Origin of the sequence: Nitrospira sp. T9 (assembly GCF_052156535.1) — a bacterium.
Classification (GTDB): domain Bacteria; phylum Nitrospirota; class Nitrospiria; order Nitrospirales; family UBA8639; genus Nitrospira_E.
The window spans coordinates 73,774-92,954 of record NZ_JBQKUP010000032.1; the positions used below are offsets into that span (position 1 = coordinate 73,774).

14 protein-coding genes, 2 tRNA genes and 1 other RNA gene are annotated in these 19,181 nt (G+C 49.7%); 14 read left to right on the forward strand and 3 right to left on the reverse strand.

Annotated elements, in window-relative coordinates:
- Positions 1-2: 2 nt before the first annotated feature.
- The 10 genes from hisA (at position 3) to ACTRXD_RS07205 (ending at position 7,569) form a co-directional block, all read left to right on the forward strand.
- Positions 3-749: a 1-(5-phosphoribosyl)-5-[(5-phosphoribosylamino)methylideneamino]imidazole-4-carboxamide isomerase gene (gene hisA, locus ACTRXD_RS07160; RefSeq protein ID WP_442431150.1), complete on the forward strand. Its 747-nt coding sequence runs from the start codon at positions 3-5 to the stop codon at positions 747-749.
- Positions 743-1,540, forward strand: coding sequence for an imidazole glycerol phosphate synthase subunit HisF (gene hisF, locus ACTRXD_RS07165; protein ID WP_442431151.1), 798 nt, complete (start codon positions 743-745; stop codon positions 1,538-1,540). The genes hisA and hisF overlap by 7 nt, the downstream gene beginning before the upstream one ends.
- A 6-nt stretch (positions 1,541-1,546) precedes the next feature.
- Complete coding sequence (gene hisIE / locus ACTRXD_RS07170) at positions 1,547-2,242, forward strand: bifunctional phosphoribosyl-AMP cyclohydrolase/phosphoribosyl-ATP diphosphatase HisIE (RefSeq protein WP_442431152.1); 696 nt, start codon at positions 1,547-1,549, stop codon at positions 2,240-2,242.
- Complete coding sequence (locus ACTRXD_RS07175; protein WP_442431153.1) at positions 2,235-2,579, forward strand: histidine triad nucleotide-binding protein; 345 nt, start codon at positions 2,235-2,237, stop codon at positions 2,577-2,579. The genes hisIE and ACTRXD_RS07175 overlap by 8 nt, the downstream gene beginning before the upstream one ends.
- A gap of 99 nt (positions 2,580-2,678) precedes the next feature.
- Positions 2,679-4,505 (forward strand): DNA primase, encoded by a 1,827-nt coding sequence (dnaG, locus tag ACTRXD_RS07180; protein WP_442431154.1) that lies wholly within the window; start codon positions 2,679-2,681, stop codon positions 4,503-4,505.
- Between the two features lie 91 nt (positions 4,506-4,596).
- Positions 4,597-4,673: transfer RNA gene (locus tag ACTRXD_RS07185), tRNA-Ile, on the forward strand.
- A gap of 61 nt (positions 4,674-4,734) precedes the next feature.
- Positions 4,735-5,463: a zinc ribbon domain-containing protein gene (locus ACTRXD_RS07190; protein ID WP_442431155.1), complete on the forward strand. Its 729-nt coding sequence runs from the start codon at positions 4,735-4,737 to the stop codon at positions 5,461-5,463.
- Between the two features lie 66 nt (positions 5,464-5,529).
- Positions 5,530-5,954: RNase P RNA component class A (rnpB, locus tag ACTRXD_RS07195), an RNA gene on the forward strand.
- Positions 5,955-6,209: 255 nt separating this feature from the next.
- A tRNA-Glu gene (locus ACTRXD_RS07200) sits at positions 6,210-6,287 on the forward strand.
- Positions 6,288-6,702: 415 nt separating this feature from the next.
- Complete coding sequence (locus ACTRXD_RS07205; RefSeq protein WP_442431156.1) at positions 6,703-7,569, forward strand: formylglycine-generating enzyme family protein; 867 nt, start codon at positions 6,703-6,705, stop codon at positions 7,567-7,569.
- A 41-nt stretch (positions 7,570-7,610) separates the two neighbouring features.
- Here ACTRXD_RS07205 and ACTRXD_RS07210 read toward each other — a convergent pair whose 3' ends face one another.
- Entirely contained in the window at positions 7,611-7,958 is a 348-nt protein-coding gene (locus ACTRXD_RS07210; protein ID WP_442431157.1) for a cupin domain-containing protein, read from the reverse strand.
- A 611-nt stretch (positions 7,959-8,569) separates the two neighbouring features.
- Here ACTRXD_RS07210 and ACTRXD_RS07215 point away from each other — a divergent pair.
- Positions 8,570-9,475, forward strand: coding sequence for a J domain-containing protein (locus ACTRXD_RS07215; protein WP_442431158.1), 906 nt, complete (start codon positions 8,570-8,572; stop codon positions 9,473-9,475).
- A 438-nt stretch (positions 9,476-9,913) separates the two neighbouring features.
- Here ACTRXD_RS07215 and ACTRXD_RS07220 read toward each other — a convergent pair whose 3' ends face one another.
- The gene (locus ACTRXD_RS07220; RefSeq protein ID WP_442431159.1) at positions 9,914-13,447 is read right to left on the reverse strand and encodes a vitamin B12-dependent ribonucleotide reductase; all 3,534 of its coding nucleotides are present in this window, start codon (positions 13,445-13,447) and stop codon (positions 9,914-9,916) included.
- Positions 13,448-14,210: 763 nt separating this feature from the next.
- Here ACTRXD_RS07220 and ACTRXD_RS07225 point away from each other — a divergent pair.
- Entirely contained in the window at positions 14,211-14,501 is a 291-nt protein-coding gene (locus tag ACTRXD_RS07225) for a hypothetical protein (RefSeq protein WP_442431160.1), read from the forward strand.
- 6 nt (positions 14,502-14,507) lie between these two features.
- On the opposite strand, the gene ACTRXD_RS07230 is transcribed toward ACTRXD_RS07225, so the two are convergent.
- Complete coding sequence (locus tag ACTRXD_RS07230) at positions 14,508-15,887, reverse strand: TrkH family potassium uptake protein (protein ID WP_442431161.1); 1,380 nt, start codon at positions 15,885-15,887, stop codon at positions 14,508-14,510.
- Between the two features lie 294 nt (positions 15,888-16,181).
- Between ACTRXD_RS07230 and mtaB the strand changes: the two genes are divergently transcribed.
- Both mtaB and miaB read left to right on the forward strand, forming a co-directional pair.
- Entirely contained in the window at positions 16,182-17,567 is a 1,386-nt protein-coding gene (mtaB, locus tag ACTRXD_RS07235) for a tRNA (N(6)-L-threonylcarbamoyladenosine(37)-C(2))-methylthiotransferase MtaB (protein WP_442431162.1), read from the forward strand.
- Between the two features lie 13 nt (positions 17,568-17,580).
- Positions 17,581-18,954 carry a tRNA (N6-isopentenyl adenosine(37)-C2)-methylthiotransferase MiaB gene (miaB, locus tag ACTRXD_RS07240; RefSeq protein ID WP_442431163.1) on the forward strand — a complete coding sequence of 458 codons (1,374 nt, stop codon included), beginning with the start codon at positions 17,581-17,583 and terminating at the stop codon, positions 18,952-18,954.
- Positions 18,955-19,181 lie beyond the last annotated feature (227 nt).

The window sequence follows — 19,181 nt, forward strand, 5'->3', positions numbered from 1 at the left end:
TGATGCTACTGATTCCTGCAATTGATCTGAAGGACGGGAAATGTGTCCGCTTGCGACAGGGCGAGATGGATCAGGTCACCAGGTATTCCGATGATCCCGCGGCGATGGCGGAACATTGGCAGAGTCTTGGGGCCCGCTACCTTCATGTGGTGGATTTAGACGGGGCGGTGACTGGAACACCTCAGCATCTCTCACACATTGAAGCCATTACCAAACGGTTAGGCATTCCGGTGCAGGTCGGTGGGGGCATACGAAACACGTCAACCATTCGCGCCTACTTGTCCTGTGGAGTGGACCGGGTGGTAATTGGAACAGCGGCCTTACAGGATGCGGATTTTTTGGCCGCAGCCGCGAAAGAATTTCCTGATAAAATTTTAATCGGGATTGATGTCAAACAGGGTTTAGTCGCGGTGCATGGGTGGAAGACCGTGTCCAGTCTGACTCCACGACAGGTCTTTGAATCAGTAAAAGATTTGCCCTTGGGAGGCATGGTCTTTACGGACATATCCCGGGACGGCATGTTGGCAGGACCAAATATTTCAGCTCTGCGAGAAGCTGCGGACATTTCGCCGTTTCCCGTCATTGCCTCCGGTGGAGTCACGGTCCTGAAAGATGTGCAGACCATTCAGGCCCTCGGAAGCAAAATTTCAGGAATCATTATCGGAAAGGCCTTATATGAAGGCACCTTGGACTTGAAATCAGCTCTTGAAATGGTGGCCTTAGCAGAAGCGTCCCAAACATCATGCTGACGAAGAGAATCATACCCTGCCTGGATGTTAAAGACGGGCGAGTGGTGAAAGGCGTCTCGTTCGTGAATTTACGCGATGCGGGAGATCCGGTTCACATTGCGCAGGTGTATGATCGAGAAGGTGCGGACGAGCTGTGCTTTCTGGATATTACCGCTTCACATGAAAAACGGGATACGATTTTAGATGTGGTGATTCGGACGGCTGAGCAGGTGTTTATGCCACTTACGGTTGGGGGAGGGATACGGACCATTGAGGATATTCGCCGGTTATTAGAAGCGGGAGCCGACAAAGTCAGCATTAATACGGCTGCTGTGGAACATCCCGACTTCGTAAAAGCCGCTGCCAATCGTTTCGGCTCGCAATGTATCGTTGTGGCTATTGATGCGAAACGGGCAATGACATGTGAAGGGGGTGAACCCGGGTGGGAAGTGTTTACCCATGGTGGGCGGAACTCGACCGGCCTGGACGCCGTTGAGTGGGCGAAACGGATGAAGGAGTATGGCGCCGGAGAGATTCTTTTGACCAGTATGGATCAGGATGGAAAGCAGGACGGATATGATTTGGCCTTAACGGCGGCTATTTCCGAGTCCGTCTCTATTCCCGTCATTGCCTCCGGAGGGGCTGGCACGCTTCAGCACCTGTATGAGGCGTTCCATGTGGGGAAAGCAGATGCGGTGCTGGCGGCATCAATTTTCCATTATCAAACCTATTCCATCGGGCAAGCCAAATCGTATTTGGCTCAACAGGGTATCCCTGTGCGCCCGGTAACCGTGCCGGTTTCAATTTCATAACAACCAATGAGCGAAATTTCTTCGATAAGCACATTGCGATTTGATGAACAAGGATTGCTCCCCTGTGTTGTGCAGGATTGGCTGGACGGGACCGTCTTGATGGTGGGATTCATGAACCAACAAGCGTGGGAGATGACTTGCGATTCCCAACGGGTGCATTTCTGGAGTCGATCTCGAAAACGGTTATGGAAAAAAGGTGAGACGTCCGGACATGAATTGCTTGTAAAGGAAATGTTTGTGGATTGTGATCGGGATACGATTTTGGTGAAAGCCCAGCCCATTGGACCGACGTGTCATACCGGAACCCGTTCATGTTTTTTTTCTCCCCTACCTTCTTCGACTTCTGAAGAGCCAGCCACTCTCTTCTCCGGTACGGCCTGGGGGGGGATTACCCGGCGTCTGTATGAAATGGTAGGCGATCGGAAGGCCCACCCGAGCCCTGATTCCTATGTGTCCAAATTAATGGAGGGAGGCCTCGATCGTATGTTGAAAAAGGTGGCGGAAGAAGCCGGCGAAGTCCTTCTCGCTGGGAAAAATGGCGATCGGGAAGAAATTATTTACGAAATGGCTGATTTGTGGTTTCATACCCTCATCATGCTCGGGCATTTTTCCATTCCTCCCGAAGACGTCTATCAAGAGCTTGGCAAGCGGTTTGGGAAATCAGGAATTCGACAGCCAGAAGGAGGCTCTCCACGTGGGTGATTGTCTTTTTTGTCAAATCGTCAAGGGGGCTATTCCCGCCGACACACTGTATGAGGATGAACACACGTTCGTGTTTAACGATATCAATCCTCAAGCGCAGGTGCATATGTTGGTGATTCCCAAGCGGCACGTGGTGTCTTTGGATGATACCAAAGAGACGGATGCCGGCTTGTTAGGTCACCTGATGGTGGTCTGTGCCAAGATGGCCAGGCAGCGGGACATTGCCGGTGGTGGATATCGGGTCGTTGCGAATACCGGACGGGAAGCCGGGCAGAGTGTCTTTCATTTGCACTTTCACGTCATGGGCGGGCGAACATTTGCGTGGCCTCCAGGGTAAAGCTGGTTTGCCGGGGACAAAGCGCCCAGAAATTATTTGGTATCCGAAGGGAACGACATTCGTGATGTGTCCCTAACGTAGTTCGTGGTGAGAAGTGAGATGACCGGCGAAAAACGAGGAGTTCCTCCAGAGATTCTTCAACAAATTCGAGATCGCATTGATATTATTGATCTCATTTCCACCTACGTGAGTCTCTCCAAGGCCGGGCAAAACTTTAAAGGGCTGTGCCCCTTCCATTCAGAAAAAACTCCCTCATTTTCGGTCAACCCCGTTCGACAAATGTTTTATTGTTTTGGCTGCAGTGTCGGCGGAGATGCCTTTACCTTTTTGATGAAACAGGAAGGCATGGATTTCATGGAGGCTCTGCGTGAGTTAAGCCAACGGACAGGGGTGCCTCTGCCTGAACGCCGGGAATCAGCGGGGAAGACCACATCAGGCTTATCTCGTGAACGGTATTTTCATCTGTATCAATTGGCCGCATCCTGGTATCACCGTAATCTTCAGGAAAATCCTGCAGGTCAAGTCGCCCGGGATTATTTGGATCAGCGGGGGATTACCAGGGAATCCTGGAACACATTCCAGTTGGGATTCGTTCCGGAAGGATGGAATGGCCTTTCCAAATGGTTGGAACAGCAGTCTGTCACGCCGGAAGAACTCATACAGGCCGGGTTGGTCGTGCGGAAAGAGTCTGAGGATGGCACCAGAATATCCACCTACGATCGCTTTCGTGATCGGGTGATGTTTCCCATTACTGATCCACGTGGGCAGGTGGTGGGATTTGGGGGTCGGATCCTGAAAGATGGGGCCTCTCCCAAATATCTCAATTCACCCGAAACCGACTTATTCTTTAAGGGGAGATCCCTCTATGGAATGGACAAGGCCAGGCAGTCAGCCACCGCTGCGGGGAGGTTTTACTTGGTAGAAGGATATTTTGATGTCATTGCTCTGCATCAAAACGGGATTGAAAATGCCGTGGCACCATTGGGAACGGCGTTAACCTCCGATCATGTCCAGATTCTCCGCCGATTGGCCCCGTCGGTGATGCTCGTCTTTGATGGAGATGCTGCAGGGATCGGCGCGGCCTTACGGACGCTTGATTTGTTTATGAATTCCGGCATTGAAGTCCGAGTGCTGCTGCTCCCTGCTGGGGAAGATCCGGACTCATTTATTCGGAAAAACGGGGTGCCGGCGTTTCGTGAGTTGGAGGGGAAAGCCGCCACGTTACTGGATTTTGCCATCATGTCTGTGTTGAATAAAGCCAAAAATGATTCTATTCAGGATCGAGTCAAGCGGGCGGATGACATTCTTGCGATTCTTCATAAGACTAAAAATCCCATAGAAAAAGAAGAATATCTGAAAGTGGTCTCAGAACGATTGGGTATTCGACCGGAATTACTCCGTAAACGTCTCCCGACTATTTCCCGGACGATGAGTGTGGCCCCGTCGGCTAAGGGGAAGGAGCAAGCTGCCACCATTCTGGTCATTCCTCAGGGCAAGCCAGAGGAACGGGATCTTATTGTGTTATTACTCCAAGGTCGCCTGGAACCGCATCAGATTCGTCAACTCGATGAGGGTGTATTTACTGTCCCGCTGTATCGCCATATTCTTGGCAAGGCCTTTCAGCATACGGATGAGGAAGGGCACTTGAACCTCGATGCATTGCATGCGGAATTCAGTCAGGATCCGGCTTATGAACCGGTCATTTCCCGGTTGAGCGTGGGGGAATACAATTGTGACGAAGTGTCTATTCATGTCACCGGATGCCTCCGTGTTTTAAAGAAAAACCAGATCCAACGCCTCATGGACGAGGTGATTAGTCAACTTAAGGTTGCACAACGGGAGGGACGCCAGGACCTGGTCGATGCTTTGGTCGCGGAGTCCAATGAGCTTCGTCAGAAAAAGGCCCTATTAACGGCTTCCACCTGAGTTTCCCTCCTGCGAGGGAATAAAATTCGCAAGGGGGAGTTTTTCCTGAGCGCCATTTATGGTAAAAGGGTGTGTGCGCCGTGATGATCTCGGGCCCATAGCTCAGTTGGTTAGAGCGGCTGACTCATAATCAGTTGGTCCCAGGTTCAAGTCCTGGTGGGCCCACCACGAGACAGGGCCGGACTTGAGTAACCGGTGAGCAAACATGTTCTAGGATATTGAGGACTTTGTGAATTTGCAGTTGCAATACCTGATTAATCTTCAAAAATTTGATCTTCGAATTTTTCAGATTCAAGACCAGTTGCGGAAAGCTCCAGAGCTTATCAAATCCGCTGAAACTCCGCTCCAAGATATTCTTGCCAAACTGCAAGTCCTTAAAAATACCGGTGAATCTCTCGTCAAACAACGACGAAGCTCTGAACGGGAACTCGCTACTCAAGAAGAACAACTCCAGAAAATCAGAAATCGGCTTTCTGAATTAAAAACGAACAAAGAATACCAGGCGCATCTGTTTGAAATAGAGTTAGCTCGGAAGAAAAAAGACTCGATTGAGGAGAATGTGCTGGAAATCATGGAGCGGGTGGAACAGAACGAGCAGGCCCTTAAAGAGCTGGAGGAGGAATCCACAGAAGCCCAGAAAGTTTTTGATAGCGAAAAGGCGAGGCTGGAGACTCATTTTGCCAATTTGGCGAATGAATTAGCCGATTTGGACCGTCAGCAAACAACTCTTTCCCAACTGGTGGATAAGCCACTCCTGGTTCGATACAACCGATTAAAAACCTTGAGAAAAGGATATGCCGTCGCCCAGCTTCGTGACGGTGCCTGTGGAGGATGTCAGCTTCAGCTTCCTCCTCAACTGGTTGCAGAGGTGAAGCGCGGTGACGAACTATTGGATTGTTCCTATTGCCACCGCATTCTCTATTTGGCTCGGCATCTCGAAGAGGAAACGACCGAATAGCTTTTCTCCATGTAACGCGCCTCTTGCTTTCATTATTTTCTCAACCTACGATAGTTACTGATGGTGCGAGTGGGCCGGGTGGCCGCTCACGGAACTTTTCGTGAGAGGAAAGTCCGGACTCCAAAGGGCAAGGTGCTGGGTAACGCCCAGGCGGAGCAATCCGACACCAGCGCCACAGAAAATATACCGCCAATGGCAAATTCCTCGGTTTTTGCCAGGTAAGGGTGAAATGGTGGGGTAAGAGCCCACCGCGCCTGTGGTGACACAGGTGGCAGGGTAAGCGTCACCTGGAGCAAAACCAAATAGGGGGACGATTCCCGGTTTGTCGAAGGAAGCGATTTCTTCTCGGATCGGGAGAGAGACCGGCCCGGTCGAGGTTCTCGGGTAGGTTGCTTGAAGCCTAGGGTAACCTAGGTTCCAGAGAAATGGTCACCACTGGATGAAACTCGTTTCATCTAGTACAGAATCCGGCTTACAGGCCCACTCCTTCACCATCTTTACTGATTATGTTTTTGGCCAAAATTATGGTGGTTTCTCCTCACGTGGGGTCGAGGAGTTTTCCGGGAGATCCCCTAAGGGAGGCAAAACTTACAGTCGGATCCACGTACTGTTCTGGGAGCTGATAGCATTCAGAGGGTTGAGAATAACTTCCTGGTTTGACTCGTCTTTTCCCCATTGATAGAATGCCGGGTCCATCGCTTCCGTGTTTATCATACAAAGGCCTAACGCACATCCTGAATTACTGCGTCCCCATCGTCTAGCCTGGCCTAGGACGCCGGCCTTTCAAGCCGGCAACACGGGTTCGAATCCCGTTGGGGACGCCATAGCTTAAGCCGTTGAAGGTTTCTTCAACGGCTTTTTTTTTTAATTATTTTAATCAGTGAAGGTGATTGATGACAGAGTATGTAGCGGGTCATGAAGGAAATCGACTGAGGCCTCTTCACTCGTTCAGTGAAGTTCGATATGGTAAGCATAACAGTCGTACTTTTTTCGGGCCTGTCGAATTTTACTCTACTATTTGAGAGAGGGATTCTTTTGATTGCCACCTCATGTTGTAAACGAGCATCATCACCAGAGTCGTCATTCAATCCGGCCGTATGGTATTTGACCGGCCGAGGTATCGCTGAAAGTACTTAAATGTGTTTGATGATCAGTTCCGATTCCAGTGGCTGTTTGACAAAGGAATGTGACGCGTGTTGCGGACCAAAATTTAATAATTCAAATTTCTGGCGAGGTGTTATGACGCACACATGGTTATTGGGCATAATGGCGGTATTCTTCATGTTCAATGGTCTGAGCCAGCCCACCTTGGCTCAAGAATCCAATGCAGGAAACTCTTGGCTGGATGCTCCGGTGCAGGATGATGGACCGCCGGGTTCAATGATACTGATTCCTGAAGGGGAATTTCTCATGGGAGATAATGACGGTCCTCGAAACGAACGTCCTGAACATACCGTGTGGCTGGATGCCTATTCTATCGATCGGTACGAAGTGACCATGGCGGAATACCAGAAATTATTGGATGAAGACTACAGCATTGAACCTCCACCGCTGTGGGATGATGGTATTGCCACTGGAGAATTTGGGGTTCGACCGGCCGTGGGCATTTCCTGGAACGATGCCCAACGGTACTGTCAGTGGGTGGGAAAACGCCTGCCGACGGAGGCAGAATGGGAGAAAGCCGCTCGGGGTACAGATGGGCGAAGGTATCCATGGGGTCATATGCAGCCATTTGTGGATATTGCCAACTATAATCAGGGGACGACGGGCTGGGTAAGTTATAAATTGACGCTTTCTCCGGTCACCAGTGGGACCAGGGGCATGAGTATTCGTCACGGGTTAAAACAGGGCGGAAAAAGCGCCTACGGCTTGTACCATATGGCAGGGAATGCGGCTGAATGGGTCAATGATTGGTATGAACGTTTTTATTATGAAGACAGCCCTAAAAAGAATCCTCAAGGGCCGGCGGAAGGCGATTATAAAGTATTACGCGGGGGCTCGTGGGAAGATCAGCCGGTAAACTTGCGGGTAACCGCCCGCTCAAAAGGGGAAGTTGATTTTCAGGACCTGACAACAGGATTTCGTTGTGCCAAGGATGCGAAGTGACGGTGCGGCTACTCCTAAGAGTGGCCACACTCGGTCAAACTCTACAGTGGGGTATGGATGAGATCACGATTTGATTCGATGGGTTGGAGTGGAGCAGAAGGCGACCGTTTTTGCCCATAGAGCCAACGAGCCGTTGTACCCCCAATATTACGAATGGTATAAGGTGCACCGCTGGGAATAAGAACTTCTTTTCCCACAGATGTCTGAACCCGCTCTCCTGCGATTTCTAATTCCAATTCTCCTGACATTGCCATAAATATTTCTTCCATATCCTGGGTGGCGGCTCTCCATTCACGTCCGGCATGATCAATCCACACCCCACAGGAAAATCCGCGAGCATGCCAGTTTTTTGCAACGATTGCACGGTCAATGATAGGACGGCTTTCCATGATAGGCCTCTTAAAGAATAAAAACCTTATAAAAAATTCCGATGAATACGCTGATGCCCGCCGAAATTTAGGCATCGACTCCTTTTGAGGAAGAAGGGCGGAGAGGAACAAGGCTGGCAGGGAAATACGCCAGTCACTCTTACTGAAGGAAAGTCAGAGAAAGGCACCAGCAGTGCATTCATGGGGGTAGAGATAAGAGAATGCAAGGGAGTTAAATTTTCTATGAATGCGACCTCTTATATAGAGGGGAGATACCTCTGTCAATGTCACAATTTGTGGAAAAGATGTGAACGGTGGTGGATAATTTCACTATGAAGTCACAATGTCCTTTGTGAAAAGGGAATTCACTATGTGAATTCTGGGGATAAATATTTTTTTGAAGACTTTGCAATATGTGAATGAGGCAAGCCAAATAATACGTATGGTTAAGGTAGGAGGTAGGCGGTGTCCAGGTTTATTGGTTCGCACCAGCGTGACATCTGCAAAAATCGAAAAAAAGGTGGCTGATTTCCTAATTCTAACAACAGATTCTCTGGTGTGGAGCCCTGTCCTTCGCGTATATTTTTACGCGACTATGGTTCGCATCAGGAATTAACTCTTAGTACACCAACATGATTGACGGATTGAACTATTACCAAATTCTGGGGATTCCTGAAGATGCACTCCTGAAGGAAGTTCAGAGCGCATGGCGGAAGTTTGTCAAAGAAAATCATGAGGATGTCGTCCCACAAGCAGAACGACAGGCCGCCAAGGAAAGGATGTTCAGGATCAACGAAGCCTATGCCGTGCTCAGTCACGAAGAAAAACGGGCTGATTACGATAACGGGTATATGCTGAACGGCGGGTCAAAAATTGAACTCGTCAGAAGCCGGGTCCGAAGAGCCAAAGACATCATTCTCCGAGATCGATCGCTCATTACCAGAGAAGAGATAAAGCTGATTGAATCCATTATCGATTATCTTGATAGAATTACCCAGGAAAGGTGTTTTGTCTGGATGGCCGATATCTTATGCGAACATCCGGCAATGGCCAAACATGTGGTGACGTCGGCGTTTGATGAGCAACTGTTGGGGGTCAATACCCATTTACTCGACAAGCTCTTAGAAAAAGCGCCGTACGCTATGACATGGGAAAAAATCTACCTTTATGGAGAAGAGATTCTCGGGATTGCCGGGAAGGCAAACAAAGAACGAAATTACAACCAACTCGCCCGTATCTTGTGTCACCGGCTTGATTTGGCGAAACACTTTGTGTACCCGTCATTTCAGGAGCAAGCCTCCGGTTGTGAAAGTTGCCTGCTGCCAACATTACTGAAATTGGCCCCAAACGAAATCACGCAGGACCATTTTAATGATTACATTGATACCGTTCACGGCATGCGGTGGATTGTTTACGGCCAGCTGAGAAGCTATAACGAGCAGGCCGTTTCATGGATACTGAAGGCCCGACCCGATCTCGTCAGAAAGCCGGAAGAGAAACCCGCCCCGAAGGAGTTGCCACTTCCCTTGCGGTCGTGATCCTTAGGCGTGCCCGCTATTTGCTTTTTAGCAAGGGGCAGTAATTCATGCGAAGACTCTTGTCAGGCACTAAAATGTGTAATCTCGCAACGTTTTCGTAATCCCAAGAGACTTAGCTAGAGGTGAATTTTGGGTTATGCCCGAATCCTTCTATATTGCTCAGGCATAACGCAAGAAAAATTGGTTGTACCAAAAAACCTAATGTGCTCTAATTTTCCCTGCTTAGTGGATTGTCATCAAGCGAAAGTTTTTTCCCACATTTGCAGATCTTCATGGTACCCAGTGGTTTTCCATTTAAGTCTTTAAACCTCCTCCCTGGATTGGAGGCAGACTTATCATAGATTAAATAAAACTCATAACCACAGTAACAACGAAATAATTTCTTTTCTGACATAGCGCTCAATTCCATTATAGAGATCCTCACGAGATAAATGCTTTTTACGAACACCCGTTGGTGGATCCGCAGTTATCACACTTCAAGCAGGTTCCGTTCCTTACCATCTTAAATTGCTTGCATTCCGGACAGGGGTCGCCTTCATAGCCTTTTTGCCGGGCTTCCTGTACTTCCGTGATAGTGAGGGTCTCGCGCTTCATTTCCACTTTTCTGGCGACTTTCCCATGCTCTCCGTTCTTTCCTACCCCGTTTCCTACGGGCTTCCGGGAGGGAAACACCTCAGGACTGATCGAGGTTGAGCTGAGTGAGCGTGGGTCCACTAAGCCTTCTTCGCCATCATCCGGCATATCCGTTTCCTTCTTAAGGGCATCCACGCGAAGATCTTCAGGGGCGACTTGTTCCAAATCATGCCGGTCCAGGTAGGTGATCGCCAGTTCGCGGAAAATGTAGTCGATGATCGATGTGGACATTTTGATATGGTCATTGAGCTTGACCGGTCCGTTTGGCTCAAATCGAGTGAACACAAATGCGTCCACATATTCCTCAAGAGGTACGCCATGTTGGAATCCCAGGGAAATCGCAATGGCGAAACAGTTCATCAGACTTCGAAATGCGGCCCCCTCTTTATGCATATCCAGGAATATTTCGCCCAGAGTGCCATCTTCATATTCGCCGGTTCTGAGATAGATTTTGTGACCACCGACAATCGCCTTTTGGGTATACCCGCCTCGACGGGTCGGTAGGGGGCGGCGTTTCGCCAGGTAACGGACCAGCACCCGGGAAGCCGCTTGTTTTGCCACGGAGGCGATGTGCTCATTTTGGGCGGATAAATCGCCCCATTCACTCACAGTATTGAGCGGTTGGCTCAGTTTCGATCCATCCCGGTACAGGGCCACGGCTTTGACCATGGAAGTCCAGGACAGCATATAGGCCTCTTTCACGGAGTCCACGGATGCCTCTGCCGGCATATTGATGGTTTTGCTAATGGCTCCGCTGATGAAAGGCTGGGCGGCTGCCATCATCCGGATGTGTGCCGGAGGAGAAATAAATCGTTGTCCTATCCGTCCGCACCGGTTGGCACAATCAAATACTGACAAATGCTCAGGTTTGAGATGGGGTGCGCCTTCGACGGTCATGGTGCCACAGCAAAAGTCCGTTGCCGCAAGAATTTCTTCCTGAGTAAAACCTAGGATTTTGAGAATATTTAATTGAGGACTCTGAAGCTGCGATTCGGTCAAACTTAATTTTTCTCGACAAAATTCCTCGGTGAGGGTCCATTTGTTAAACGCAAAATGAATATCAAAGGCTCCGTCCAGCGTGGCCTCCATGCGTTCAAGCACCTCGCGGTCGAATCCCTTGGCCAGCAACGTGTCATGGTTGATATAGGGGGCCTGTTTGAGCGTTCGGGTTCCCGTCGCATAGGTGATGATATCCTGAATCTGGCTGGAGCTATATCCAAGATGCCGTAATGCGGGTGGAAGACTTTGATTGATGATTTTAAAATAGCCACCGCCGGCCAGTTTTTTGAATTTGACCAGGGCGAAATCCGGCTCGATCCCGGTCGTATCGCAATCCATAACTAAGCCGATCGTGCCGGTCGGTGCGATGACCGTGGCTTGTGCGTTTCGATACCCGTACTGTTCCCCTAGTGCCAATGCCCGGTCCCAGGATGTTTGTGCGGCTTGCAAGAGGGTGTGGGGACAGTGGTCCGGTTGAATGCCCACCGGGGGAATTGTGAGCTCTTCATATTCATCCGCCGAAGCATTGTAGGCCGCTCGGCGATGGTTTCGCATAACTCGAAGCATGGCTTCGGCATTACGTGGATAGGCATTAAAGTGCCCCAATTCTTTGGCCATTTCTGCGGAGGTGGCATAGGCCTCCCCGGTCATCAGGGACGTAATGGCGCCAGTCCAGGCTAAGGCCTGTGGCGAATCATAGGGAATCCCGATTTTCATCAGAATGGAGCCCAAGTTGGCATAGCCAAGGCCGAGGGTTCTATAGGCAAAGCTTTTTTCAGCAATTGCACGACCCGGAAATCCAGCCATCAGCACGCTGATTTCCAGGACAATCGTCCATAACCGGACCGCATGTCGAAAGCCGTCAATATCAAATTGTCCTTCCGATGAGAGAAATCGTCCTAAATTGAGAGAGGCCAGATTGCATGCGGTATCATCTAAAAACATGTATTCGCTGCAAGGATTCGAGGCATTAATCCGACCATCCTGGGGGCAGGTGTGCCACTCATTAATGGTGGTATCGTATTGCACGCCGGGATCGGCGCAAATCCAGGCCGCCCAGGCGATTCGATCCCATAATTCCTTTGCCGGCATGGTTTTGCAGACCGCACCGTCGGTGCGTCTGGTCAACTTCCAATCCCCGCCTGCCTGAAGGGTCTCAAAAAACTCATTGGGAATTCGGATGCTATTATTCGAGTTTTGCCCGGAGACCGTCTGATAGGCTTTGCTATCCCAATTGGTGTCATATTCATGAAACACAAAATGGGTAAATCCTTCCTGAGCGTAGCTGAACATCCGGTGAATATAGGGTTCAGGCACAGCGGCTTCCCGTGCGGCTTGGATCGCCTCACGCAAGGAATGGTTATCTCGGGGATTGGTATCGACCTGAGTAGTCCCGTCCTGACGTGGGACGTGACAGGCCTTTAAAATGGCATTCAGATGACGCGCGCAGACTTTCGATCCGGTGACCATGGCCGCCACTTTTTGTTCTTCTATGACTTTCCAATCAATAAATTCTTCAATGTCGGGATGATCTAAATCCAGGCACACCATTTTCGCGGCGCGGCGGGTTGTGCCTCCCGATTTAATGGCACCAGCAGCCCGATCGCCGATTTTGAGAAAGGACATGAGTCCTGACGAGCGGCCGCCTCCCGATAACGATTCTCCATCGGCCCGTAACTTGGAGAAATTGGTGCCGGTTCCCGACCCGTATTTGAAAAGGCGGGCTTCCCGAACCCACAGATCCATAATCCCGCCTTCATTCACCAAATCATCAGAGATCGATTGGATAAAGCAGGCATGGACTTGAGGGCGTTCATACGCATTGCGGGCTTGTTTGACCCGATGGGTATTCGGATCTACGTAGAAATGTCCTTGTGAGGGTCCAGACAGGCCGTAGGCAAAGTGCAGGCCGGTATTGAACCATTGGGGAGAGTTCGGAGCGGCCATTTGCCAGGCCAACATGTAGCTGAGTTCGTCTTTAAAGGTTTCCGCATCCTCAGGGGTATCAAAATAGTGATGGGTCTTGCCCCATTCCGTCCAACAACCGGCTAGTCGATGGAACACCTGCCGGGCATCCCGTTCACCTCCCAGCAGGGGGCCGCCTTTGTCATTAAGGAGTGGTTGTCCTTGGTCGTCAAATTGGGGAACTCCGGCTTTGCGAAAATATTTTTGGGCTAAAATATCGACCGCTAATTGAGACCAATGTTCCGGGGCCAGAATGTTGTCTTGATGGAACACGGCCGAGCCATCCGGATTGCGAATTTCTGATGATCGGTGTGAAAAGGGAATGGTTTGATACGGGCTTTCACCGGTTTTTGTGAATCGACGGTCAATTTTCATGTAGGACTCCTTTGGAAGAGACTGCAAACCTGAGGGGTAATTCTTCGGTCATTTTTTCCGCCTCATCTGGCGTCCCTGCCTTCCAAGAGAGCACATTGGAATTGTGCCTCTCTACTGCCTGGTATTCTCTCAGGGAACCTGGAGGTCATACAACAAGCAGTGCAACTAGAAGCCATCAATGCAGCGTAGCGTCGAATGACTGGCCTCTAGCAGGAAAGAATGGGCGTATGCCAAATGCCTGCACACATCAGAAAAATAGGAAAAAATAAAACCGGAAGAAATAATTGGTATAAACCAATGGCCCACAATCTATAGCGGATCGAAAAAAATGTCAATACTAAATGTTGTGACTGGTGCCTCATAAATGGGGATTTCTGTGCAGAACATGTGAGTTCAAAAAACCTAATATTTCGTGCGGAGTTCTGAATGAATTTTCATGGTTATCAACAGGCTGAAATTTTCACCCAACAAGTTATGCACACGCATACGACCCAAGAAGAAAAAAATATTGGAAAAATTTCAGGTTGCCGTTTGAAATTTTCACGACAATTTCTAAAACAATGAATGATCTGAAAATTTATAGAGGAAAAATCTGTTCAGTGTGTCGGTGTGAAAGACGTCAGGAGGGAATCGATAGTATGTCCCTTGGAGAATTTTTTGATTTGCGAAGGTATCTTATGCCACGTTAGGACTTGTCGCAGGTGGACCGGATAGGGTCCCTAAGGAGACCGGGAAAACTATTTTTTGAAGAAGGAGCCAAATCATGTATGTGTGGAGTAAACCCTTGGTTCTTGGATTAGTGCTGGCGTTGGTCTTGTTGGAGGGAATGTTTTTCTTCCTGATCGGCGGGGAGGGGGAAAGCCAGTTGCATGTCCGAACGACTCAATGGATTACGGCCAATTATGTGTTGCTCATGATTTGGATCTTTGTCTGGATGTATGATCAAGCCAGGGTGAGAGGAAAAAATGTGTGGTTGTGGATCGTGCCCTATGTCTTATTTCCGCTTCCGACGCTGGCATTTTTTATTTTCAGGCTTCAGCGACGGATTGTCTGAGTCGATTTACCCGATAATCACACGGGCCTTGGCATAACGATAGGGTTTGCTAACCGCCGTTTTCACGGCAAATAACCCGATCATTAACGGCCCAAACCGGCCCAATAGCATGGACAGCATAATCATCACTTTTCCAAAGTCGGTAAAGAGAGCCGATAAGCTCAGTGTTTCGCCGTTTCCTAATGACATACCCACAATGCCCATGGCTGAAGTGATTTCAAACATCAGAAATAAAAACGGTTGTGATTCGGTGGAATCCAACAGGAGGGTCATGGCGGTAATCATGACAATGGCCAGGACGGTGAAGCAAAGGGCTCGGGTAATGAGGTCCTGGGGTATTCGCCGGTTAAAGACCTCGACGTCTCTATCTCGACGAAGCATGTTTAAGATCGTCAGAAATACGATAGCGGCAGTGGTCGTTTTGAGGCCTCCCGCCATACTCCCTGGCGATCCTCCGATGGCCATCAATAATAACAGGAAATAGAGGGTGGCATCGCGCATGTCGACGATATCGATGGAGGTGAATCCTGCGGTACGGGAAACGGAGTGAAAATAGGAAATTGTCAGCTTTTTCCCAATGGAGGCAGATTGGAATGTGGAGGGATTGTTCCACTCCAATATGGTAATGCCTATTGTTCCCCCCACGATAAGCAGGGCGGTGGTGACCAGCACCAATTTGGTATGGGTCTGTAGACGAAAGCGTTGCCCACGAAGATTGCCCAGAAGATCTTCAAAGACAAAAAACCCGATGCTTCCGAAGATCACCAAAATGGTAATGATTCCATTGATCGTCCAATCTGTTTGAAAGGACTTAAAGCTATCAGAAAAAAGGGCAAACCCGGCATTATTGAAGGCCGAGATGGCATGGAATATCCCGTAATAGGCAGCGGTCCCCCAAGGGAAATCGACAGAGAAGCGAAGCGTGAGCAACACCGCGCCAAGGCCCTCTAACCCGAAAGTAATCATGGCGACCAGCTTCACGAACCGGACCAATCCCTGTAAATCCATTGTATTCATGGATTCGCTGAGCATCATGCGGTCTCGCAACCCAAGGCGACGCCCTAAAATGAGTAAGATCATCGTGGCCATCAAGGCGTATCCTAATCCTCCAATCTGAATCAATCCGAGAACCACGCCTTGCCCAAACAAGGTGAAATCCTGAGGAGTATCCACGACGATGAGACCCGTCACGCAGACCGCAGAGGTTGCCGTAAAGAGCGCGTCAAGGAATGAAATGTTCACTCCGGGATGAGTGGCGAATGGAAGCATGAGCAGGCAGGCACCGAAGAGAATGAGCCCGAGGGCGGCTAATGCCACAATCTGGCCCGGTAGTAACCGAAAGCCGACAAAACGAGCTATCAGGAGTCTTCCGAAACCGTCAGTCATTGCTTGAGGGGAGAGGGTTCGATTGAACGTGAATCAGGACAGGCAGATAGGGTCATGGTGTTCGAACCAACCGGACTGCCAAGCTGTGGTCCATATCCAAGCACAGGCCTTTTGTTATAAAAAATAGAAGTGGGCGGGAGACAAGATTGAAAGACGATAGATAATTGTAGGGCAATCCCCGAATGTGCCCGGCTGCATCTAGGATTTAAAAATATTAGCATGTTCGATCGGCAATGGAAACCTGGTTTCCCCTGCCTTGTTGTGTGGAAAGGCCTTCTTTATAATGCTTTGCCTATGAATTCCGAGGATTTTCAACAACCCCAACCACGTGTCACGTTGTATACGTTAGGGTGTCGACTCAACCAGGCTGAAACGGCTCTACTTAAAGACGGGTTTCAGCAAAGCGGGTTTATCCCGGTCGAGTTTGGCCAGGAAACGGATGTTTTTGTGATCAATACCTGCACCGTCACCGAAGGGGCTGAGGTGGATTGTCGACGAATCGTTCGCCAGGTCCTCCGTCATTCCCCCCATGCCTTTGTCGCCGTCACCGGGTGTTATGCCCAGACCGGCTTGGAAATGCTTCGTCGCATGGCCGATATTGACCTCATTGTCGGCAATCAATTCAAAATGAAGCTGCCTGAGATCATTCCGCCTTTTTCACAGCTTAAAAAACAACCTGTGCCACTGGTGCATCATGGACGGATTGATCCTAAGAATTTTTCGATAGAAGGCGTTGGAGCCTATACGACGACTCGTGCAAATCTAAAAATTCAGGACGGGTGTCAGTTTATGTGTTCGTTTTGCCTAATTCCCTTTGCCAGAGGCCGGGAGCGGAGTCGGTTTCTAGAGGATGCGGTTTGTGAGGCCGAGCTGTTGGTGGAAAGGGGGCATCGGGAGTTAGTGCTGACGGGGGTGAACATCGGGCAATACCGTGATGGAGCTGCCGATCTCCTGGCGCTCATTCAACGCTTTGAAGCTATTAAAGGCCTGGAGCGGATCCGTATTTCCTCTATTGAACCCACCACGGTTCCTGAGAGTCTCCTGGACTATATGAGTAGTTCCGCAAAGCTGTGCCGGCATTTACATGTTCCCTTGCAGAGTGGTGACGATCGTATCTTGCAGGCCATGAATCGCCGGTATTCCGTGCGAGAGTACCAGGAGGCCATGGATTCAGCGCTGAAACGAATTCCAGACCTGTGTTTCGGCACGGATATGCTGGTGGGATTTCCTGGGGAGGGCCCACGAGAATTTGCGAATACGGAAGCGGTGGTCAGGGATTTTCCTTTTGCGTATTTGCATGTGTTTAGTTACTCGCCTCGGCCCGGTACGGCTTCCACCAAATTACCCCATCCCGTGTCTCCCGTTACGACGAAAGAGCGGAGTCGATCTTTGCGGGAAATGTCCGATCACAAGCGAATGGCGTTCCAACAGCGGTTTCTAGGGCGACGAGTCTCGGTGTTATTTGAAGCAGCGGAAGCCGACGGGTATTGGCCGGGGCTCACGGATAATTTTCTTCGTGTCACCGTTCGTTCTCCACATCCGCTACGGAATACTATTCAGCCGGTTGTCGTGACCGGCATGATGTCGGATACGACGTTGGGGCTGCTGGAGGCAATTTCTGAAAGTCCTCCGCCGGCACAGGATCTTTTTCCTGCTTCTTCACTTGTGTGCGTGTCATAGAAAGGCGATATTTGTGAGCGGACCCCCTTTACTCCTCCCTACCAGTCTGAAAGCTCGGACCCGTTCCCCTGGTCAAAGTGGCTATCAGGTGTATATGGAGACCTTCGGGTGTCAGATGAATGAATATGATTCGGAAATCGTTCGGTCGCTGTTAAAAAACCGGGGATTTCAATTTACGCCGCATGATGATGAAGCCGATGTGATCCTGTTTAACACCTGTGCCATTCGTGAGAATGCCCATAATCGCGTGTATGGCCATTTAGCCCGCTACACCAATAGAAAACAGGAACGTGGATTGGTCATCGGGGTATTAGGCTGTATGGCGCAGAATCTGAAACAAGAGCTGATGGATACCCGATCGTTCATTGATGTGCTGGTCGGGCCGGATGGATACCGTCGACTGCCTGATCTTCTTATGGATGCACTGGAGCATCGTAAACGAGGATTGGCCGTTGATCTGTCCGAATACGAAACCTATGCCCATATCGTCCCGGACCGGCCGGATGGAATTAATGGATGGATCGCCGTCATGCGGGGCTGTGATAATTTTTGTTCTTTTTGCGTGGTGCCCTATACACGAGGACGAGAACGCTCACGAGACCCTGAGGGAATTATTCAGGAAGCCCATCAATTGGTCGGTCAGGGGGTTCGGCAAATCACGTTATTGGGACAAAATGTCAATTCCTACCGGTCCGGGGAATGGGATTTCGCCCGATTGTTAATCGCCGTTGGGGATGTCCCAGGGATTCAGCGTGTGCGTTTTATGTCTCCCCATCCTAAAGATTTTCCTCCTGCCCTGCTTGAAGCCGTTGCGGAGCATCCCGCCATCTGTAAGACGATTCATTTGCCGCTGCAATCGGCGAATGATCGAATTCTGGAACGTATGGGGCGGGGTTACACTCAACGGGAGTACCGTAAGCTGGTTGAGGCCATTCGAAAAAAAGGTCCTCTTGTTTTGACCACCGATATCATTTGTGGATTTTGTGGAGAAACCGATGAGGAGTTCCAGGAGACCTATCGTCTCATGCAAGAGGTGGAATATCAAGCGGCGTTCGTATTCAAATATTCTGAACGAAAGCACACAATTGCGGCCAGAAAATTTGCGGACGATGTTCCTGAGCAGGTGAAGGGATACAGGACCAACCAGATCGTGGAATTGCAAAAAGAAATTTCCCTTTCAAAAAATAAAGAACTCATCGGCACCTCGGTGGAGGTTATGCTGGAAGGGCATTCCAAAAAATCAGACCTTCAATGGATGGGGCATAGCGACCACAATGTGACGGTTGTCTGGCCCAAGGATGACCAAGTCCGTCAACCAGGAGACCTTGTGCCAGTTCTGGTCATGGATGCCTCGCCTTCGACCCTCTATGGGCATGTCCAATCCTGATGGATTTCGTGTGTTCCCGCAGGCAAAAACATTCTTAACCCCACCCTCCGTTTATAAGCCTTCGATTTTTCTGCCATTCCCTATGCTCGGTTCCTCCTAAATTGTCTCTTTTTCCCGATTGAGGCCGTGTTTGCGTTGGAGAAATCCGTCAAACTGTAAGCTGGTTTATACCTCAAGTCAGGTACTCATTGTCCGATAAAATCTTTGAATACTTGTGGATTTCCGGT